This is a genomic window from Aureimonas ureilytica, assembly GCF_001475935.1.
Taxonomy (GTDB): domain Bacteria; phylum Pseudomonadota; class Alphaproteobacteria; order Rhizobiales; family Rhizobiaceae; genus Aureimonas; species Aureimonas ureilytica_A.
In genome coordinates, this window is sequence record NZ_LDQA01000103.1 from 1 (window position 1) to 4,984 (window position 4,984).

At 65.6% G+C, this 4,984-nt stretch carries 6 protein-coding genes; 2 read left to right on the top strand and 4 right to left on the bottom strand.

The window, feature by feature from the left end; genetic code table 11:
* Positions 1-421: 421 nt before the first annotated feature.
* A complete protein-coding gene (locus tag NS365_RS22745) occupies positions 422-991 on the top strand; it encodes a DedA family protein (RefSeq protein ID WP_058602573.1) in 570 nt (189 codons plus the stop codon).
* 10 nt (positions 992-1,001) lie between these two features.
* On the opposite strand, the gene NS365_RS25155 is transcribed toward NS365_RS22745, so the two are convergent.
* Together NS365_RS25155 and NS365_RS25160 are read right to left on the bottom strand one after the other, a co-directional pair.
* Positions 1,002-1,139 (bottom strand): hypothetical protein, encoded by a 138-nt coding sequence (locus NS365_RS25155; RefSeq protein ID WP_193753520.1) that lies wholly within the window; start codon positions 1,137-1,139, stop codon positions 1,002-1,004.
* Complete coding sequence (locus NS365_RS25160) at positions 1,136-1,456, bottom strand: hypothetical protein (protein ID WP_193753521.1); 321 nt, start codon at positions 1,454-1,456, stop codon at positions 1,136-1,138. Before NS365_RS25160 ends, NS365_RS25155 begins: the two co-directional genes overlap by 4 nt.
* 140 nt (positions 1,457-1,596) lie before the next feature.
* Here NS365_RS25160 and NS365_RS22755 point away from each other — a divergent pair, with 140 nt between their 5' ends.
* On the top strand, positions 1,597-2,256 hold the full coding sequence (locus NS365_RS22755; RefSeq protein ID WP_058602575.1) for a DJ-1/PfpI family protein: 660 nt from the start codon (positions 1,597-1,599) through the stop codon (positions 2,254-2,256).
* Between the two features lie 360 nt (positions 2,257-2,616).
* Here NS365_RS22755 and NS365_RS22760 read toward each other — a convergent pair whose 3' ends face one another.
* Complete coding sequence (locus tag NS365_RS22760) at positions 2,617-4,149, bottom strand: sensor domain-containing diguanylate cyclase (protein ID WP_058602576.1); 1,533 nt, start codon at positions 4,147-4,149, stop codon at positions 2,617-2,619.
* Positions 4,150-4,441: 292 nt separating this feature from the next.
* Positions 4,442-4,984: methyl-accepting chemotaxis protein (locus tag NS365_RS22765; RefSeq protein WP_244498539.1), on the bottom strand; the 543-nt coding region annotated here is incomplete at its 5' end.

Here is a 4,984-nt window from a genome sequence, read left to right on the forward strand (position 1 = left end):
TGTGTATAAGGGACAGTCGCTCCGCCCCCCCCCCCCCGTTGATCTTGTTCCTCGGGGCGTTTGCGCGGGGCAGTCTGTGAGGACAGGCGAGACTTGTGGCTCGCATGGGGGTAGCGCCGATGCCGCGCGAGGCCCGAGCATCGCCAACGCTGCCGACCGGGCGAAAGCGCAGGCGGACCGAAAAGCACTGGCGGACCGACCCGAAGGGTTCCGTCCCCGGTTCCGTGGGCTCGGGCGTCTTTCCCCATGTCAGCGGAAGGCAGACGGGTGGCTCCGTGCCCGATCCCTCCGCCAGCCGAGGCGGGGCGAGGCGTCCCTCACGGTCTCCCTCCATCCATCATACCCCCCAATGGAACTCTTTGGGTCGGCGCGGCTTGCCGGGTCTGCGTGCCGTGATCGCGCGCCAGCCGGTGATGGACGCATGACGATCGAGACCCTTGTCGCCCAATATGGATTGCCCGCGATTTTCCTGGGGGCGGGCCTCGAAGGGGAGACGGTCGCGATCCTGGCGGGCGTGATCGCCCATAGCGGCACGCTCGGCTTCTGGCCGACCCTCGTCACCGTCGCCCTCGGCTCCTTCGTGGCCGACCAGATCTTCTTTCTGTGCGGACGCTTTTTCCGCCAGGCGCGCTTCGTGCGGCGCGTCAGCCAACGTCCCCTCTTCGCCAAGGCTCTCGCCGCCTTCGAGAAGCGGCCGGTTCTGTTCACCTTCGGCTTCCGCTTCATCTACGGCTTTCGCACGGTCAGCCCGATCGCCATCGGAACCACGCAGCTTTCGACCGCGCGCTTTCTCCTCATCAATGCGCTCGCCGCCGCGACCTGGGCGCTCGTCTTCGTCTCGGCCGGATACTGGTTCGGCAACGGCATCGAAGCGGCCTTCGGCCAGCTCCGCCTTCACCATCGCCTTCTCGCCTGCCTGGCCGGTGCGGTTCTGTTCGTCGCCGCGCTCGCCGTCTGGACGCGGCGGCGCTGGATGCCGAAGAGGCTGTAAGGACCTCCCCTCAGGCGGGCTCGCGTGCCGCGCCGATGCGCCGGTAGCGGAACGGGCCGGGCTCCAGGGCGGCATCATCCTGCACGATGGACTGGATGCGCGCGTGATCGGGGGACAGCGAGCAGGCGGCGTCGCCCGTTAGCATCATCGCCTGACAGCGACAGCCGCCGAAATCGATCTCGTGCCGTTCGCAGCTTCGGCCGTGCGCTCGGCCGCCGATGCGCGCTGACGAATCCAGTCGATCAGCGCCCGGTCGCATCGCGCCCCATCCACCCCGTAGCCGCCCGCGACGATCAGCGTTCCGACCGCGCCCGCGCGCCCGGCCGCCGGGTCGCATTTCAGCGTCAGGCCCGAGCTCGTGACGACCTCGGCATCGAGCGAGACCACTGCGATCTCGTAGGGCTTGGGTCGATCGGGTGGCGTCAGGTCGTTCGCCGTGGCGAAGACCTGGGCTGGGCCCGTCACGTCGAGGATCTGAGCGCGGGAGAAAGCCAGAATTTCGATCCGGTGAGGCAAGGGTGCGTTTGGCATGAAACGAGCGATGATTGGCGCAACGGCCAAACCGTCTCGCGCTAGGCTGCTCTCGTCAAGACAGGATGAGACCCATGACCCTACGCTTCGGCCTTCTCTGCTTTCCCGGCGTCCAGCAACTCGACCTTACCGGCCCCTACGAGGTCTTCGCCTCGGCCAGGGACGCGGCCGTCCAGCTCGTCTGGAAGGATCTCCGGCCCGTGCGCTCGTCAACAGGCCTGATGTTGACGCCCGACACGCTGCTGACGGACGCGCCCGACTTCGATGTCCTGTGCATCCCCGGCGGCAGCGGGGTGAACGCACTACTGACCGATGAGACGGTTCTCGCCTTCATCCGCGACAAGGCGCAGAGGGCTCGTTTCGTGACCTCCGTCTGCACCGGCTCGCTGGTTCTCGGCCAAGCGGGGCTCCTCCAGGGCAAACGCGCCGCCACGCACTGGAACGCGATGGACTTCCTGCCCGCTTTCGGCGCCATCCCGGTCGCGGAACGGGTCGTGCGCGACGGGTCGGTCATCACCGCCGGCGGCGTGACCTCGGGCATCGATTTCGGCCTTACCGTCGTCGCCGAGCTTCTCGGCCGCGAGGAGGCCGAAACGATCCAGCTTTCGCTCGAATACGACCCCGCTCCCCCCTTCGATGCCGGCTCCCCCCAGTCGGCCCCGGATGCCGCCATCGCAGCCGCCAAGGCTCGCATGGCGGGCTCGCGGCGGGAGCGCGAGGTGCTTCTGTCGTGACAGCACGGCAGGTGAGGAGGATGGTGGAAGGGCCGTCCCGGCGTCCGAGACCGCGAACAAGCCAACGCCCTGCGAACCTGCTATCGCGTCCCGAAGCCGAGAGCGGCCTTTGCACCAGTGGAGTTGTTCGCAGACGGCCCGCTTCGATCGCCGCGGCGATCCGTGAGCCTCCATCTGGGCCCCTTCTATGTCCTGACCCACCTTGAGGAGATGCAGGCCGAGCGCTCGAAAGAGGCCGTCCGGTTCCGACCCGACCTCGCCGAACCAAGAGGTTTGCAGCGTGATCGGAAGCGGACTTGAGCGAATGCCCGGGCTGTTGCCGCGGAGCGGCCTGGGTTCCGATGGTCTGGACAAGTTCGATCAGGCGTGAGCCGAGCGGAGTGCGGTGACAACACTCGTATTCTCTCGATCCCTTGGCGCGAACCGGGTCTGATTGCGTCCCCCTTCCTTGGCGGCATAGAGAGCCGCGTCCGCCTTTTGGTAAAGCGCGTCAGGCGATGCAGTGCCAGCCGGTCCGACAGCGAGCCCCACGCTCACAGTGACCGCGCCCGCGCCAAGGCCGGCTGACGGAACCGCCAATGACGCGATGGCCTCGTGAAGCTTGGCCGCGATGCGGGAGGCGCCCTCGATATCGGTATCCGCCAGAAGGATCGCGAACTCTTCGCCGCCAACGCGGGCAACAAGATCATCCGGCCGATGAACGCTGCGCTTCAGGCAGGCGGCGATCCCCTTGAGAACCTCATCGCCGACCGCGTGCCCATAGCGGTCATTGTATCGCTTGAAGTGATCGGCATCGACGATAAGGAGAGAGAACGACCGGCCGGTCCGCTGCGCACCCGCCCACAGACTCTCAAAGGTCTCCTCGAACCGGCGTCGGTTCGGAAGTCCCGTCAAATCGTCGGTGCGCGACAGTTCGGCCAGCTCCGCCTGCATGGCGGCTTGGCGTCTCAGGTCCCGGCCGTACAGCAGCGAGAGCAGGACGGTCAGCCCACAAAGGATCAGCATGACCCCGCCGATGACGAGCGCCTTCACTCCCCATGCAACCTCGATCTCATGGGTTGAGAGGGCGACGTTCAGAACCAGCGGCCATTCGCCGACCTTCGTGAAGTTATAGAGGCGTTCCACGCCATCGCGCACGGATGTGCCAACGAAGGACCCTCGGCCCTCGCGTACGAACCGGTTGAAGTTGTCCGTGCCGGCGATGCTCACGCCGATGTCGTCTTCCACGAAGGGATGGCGCATCAAACGTGTACCATCGCGCAGATAAAGGTTGATCGCGCCGTCCTTGCCGAGGCCGATCTGGTCGAAGAGACAGCGGAAGTAGGACAATTTCAGGCTTGCGAGAACAATGCCGCCGAACGAACCATCCGACTTGTCGATGCGGCGGCTCAGCACGACGACGCGGTCTCCTGTCAGACGGGAGATCAGCGGCTTACTGATGACAAGTCCAAGCTTAGGGTTGGCCTTATGCGCTTGGAAATAGTCGCGGTCGGCGTTGTTGAGCTTGCGCGGTGGCACGGACGCGGCGTCGATGATGCTATCACCGTTCTCGTCCAAGACGATCATTGCGCCGAGATCGGGAGCTGTCGAGGCTCGGTCGAACAGGATGAGCTGCCGGAGTTCGGGCGTGCTATCGGCCACGCCGGGCGCTTTCAGGTTATCGACGACAGCCCGTAAGGACAGGTCGATGATCTCGACGTTACGAGCAATGTCCCGTTCGATGACCTGCATCAGGTTCTTCGAGGTCTGGTCCGCCATGGTCCAGGCATCGCGACGCAAGTCGAGCAGCATCATGCCTGATATGATCACCATGCCGATGGGGGCGAGGATGCCGAGCGCAATCCACGTACGGGCGGAGCGCAAACGTTGCGCGAGATGGTGCGGCAGGGCCATAGATTCGGCTCTCCCAAGCTCGATATTCGATGCGCGCAAGGTAAGGGCGGAAAACCTTACGTTGCCTCTCTATCGGATGAGCCCTCCATGTCGTTTCGGGATATCCCCAAGGCGGAGTAAAGACGCGGGCGAAAATTCGACGGGCGGTGAAGAACAGCAAGCGGGATCAGTCTCGACGCATTCCCTCAAGGCGGCAAGGGAGCGGGAGCGGCCGAGAGTCTGTCATCAGCTATCCCTTTCTAACGCCTCGAACCGGACCGGCAGCCACCACCCATCTCGGCCATGGCCGGGGTCACGCAGCCATGGGCAGGGCCGACTTCGGCGAGGTAGACTTCGAGGGCGAGGTTTCCGGCTTTCCGGCCGCAAACGCCTCCGCCAGGGCCTGAAGTCCGTTTCCGTCACGGCCCGCTTCGATACCCGCCAGAATGACCCGCGCTTCGCCGTCGTTGAGACGGAAGATCGCCATGCGATCCTCCAGCCGCGCCGCTTGGTCCGATAGCTGTTCGGAGGTTGCCGCCATTTCGTTGGCGGCGCCGGCATTGGCCTGCGTCACCTGATCCAGCTGGCCGATCGCTTGGTTGATCTGCTCGATGCCGACCGACTGCTCGCGGCAGGCCGCCGAAATCTCCGACACCAGTTCGGCCGTCCGGCGAATGTCGGGAACAAGGCGTTCGAGGCGCGAGCCGGCGTCCTCGGCCACGGCCAGCGTTCGGCTCGACAGGTCTCCGATCTCGGACGCCACCTTCTGCGCCCGCTCGGCGAGCTTGCGCACCTCGGAGGCAACGACCGCAAAACCCTTGCCGTGTTGCCCCGCGCGGGCCGCCTCGATCGCGGC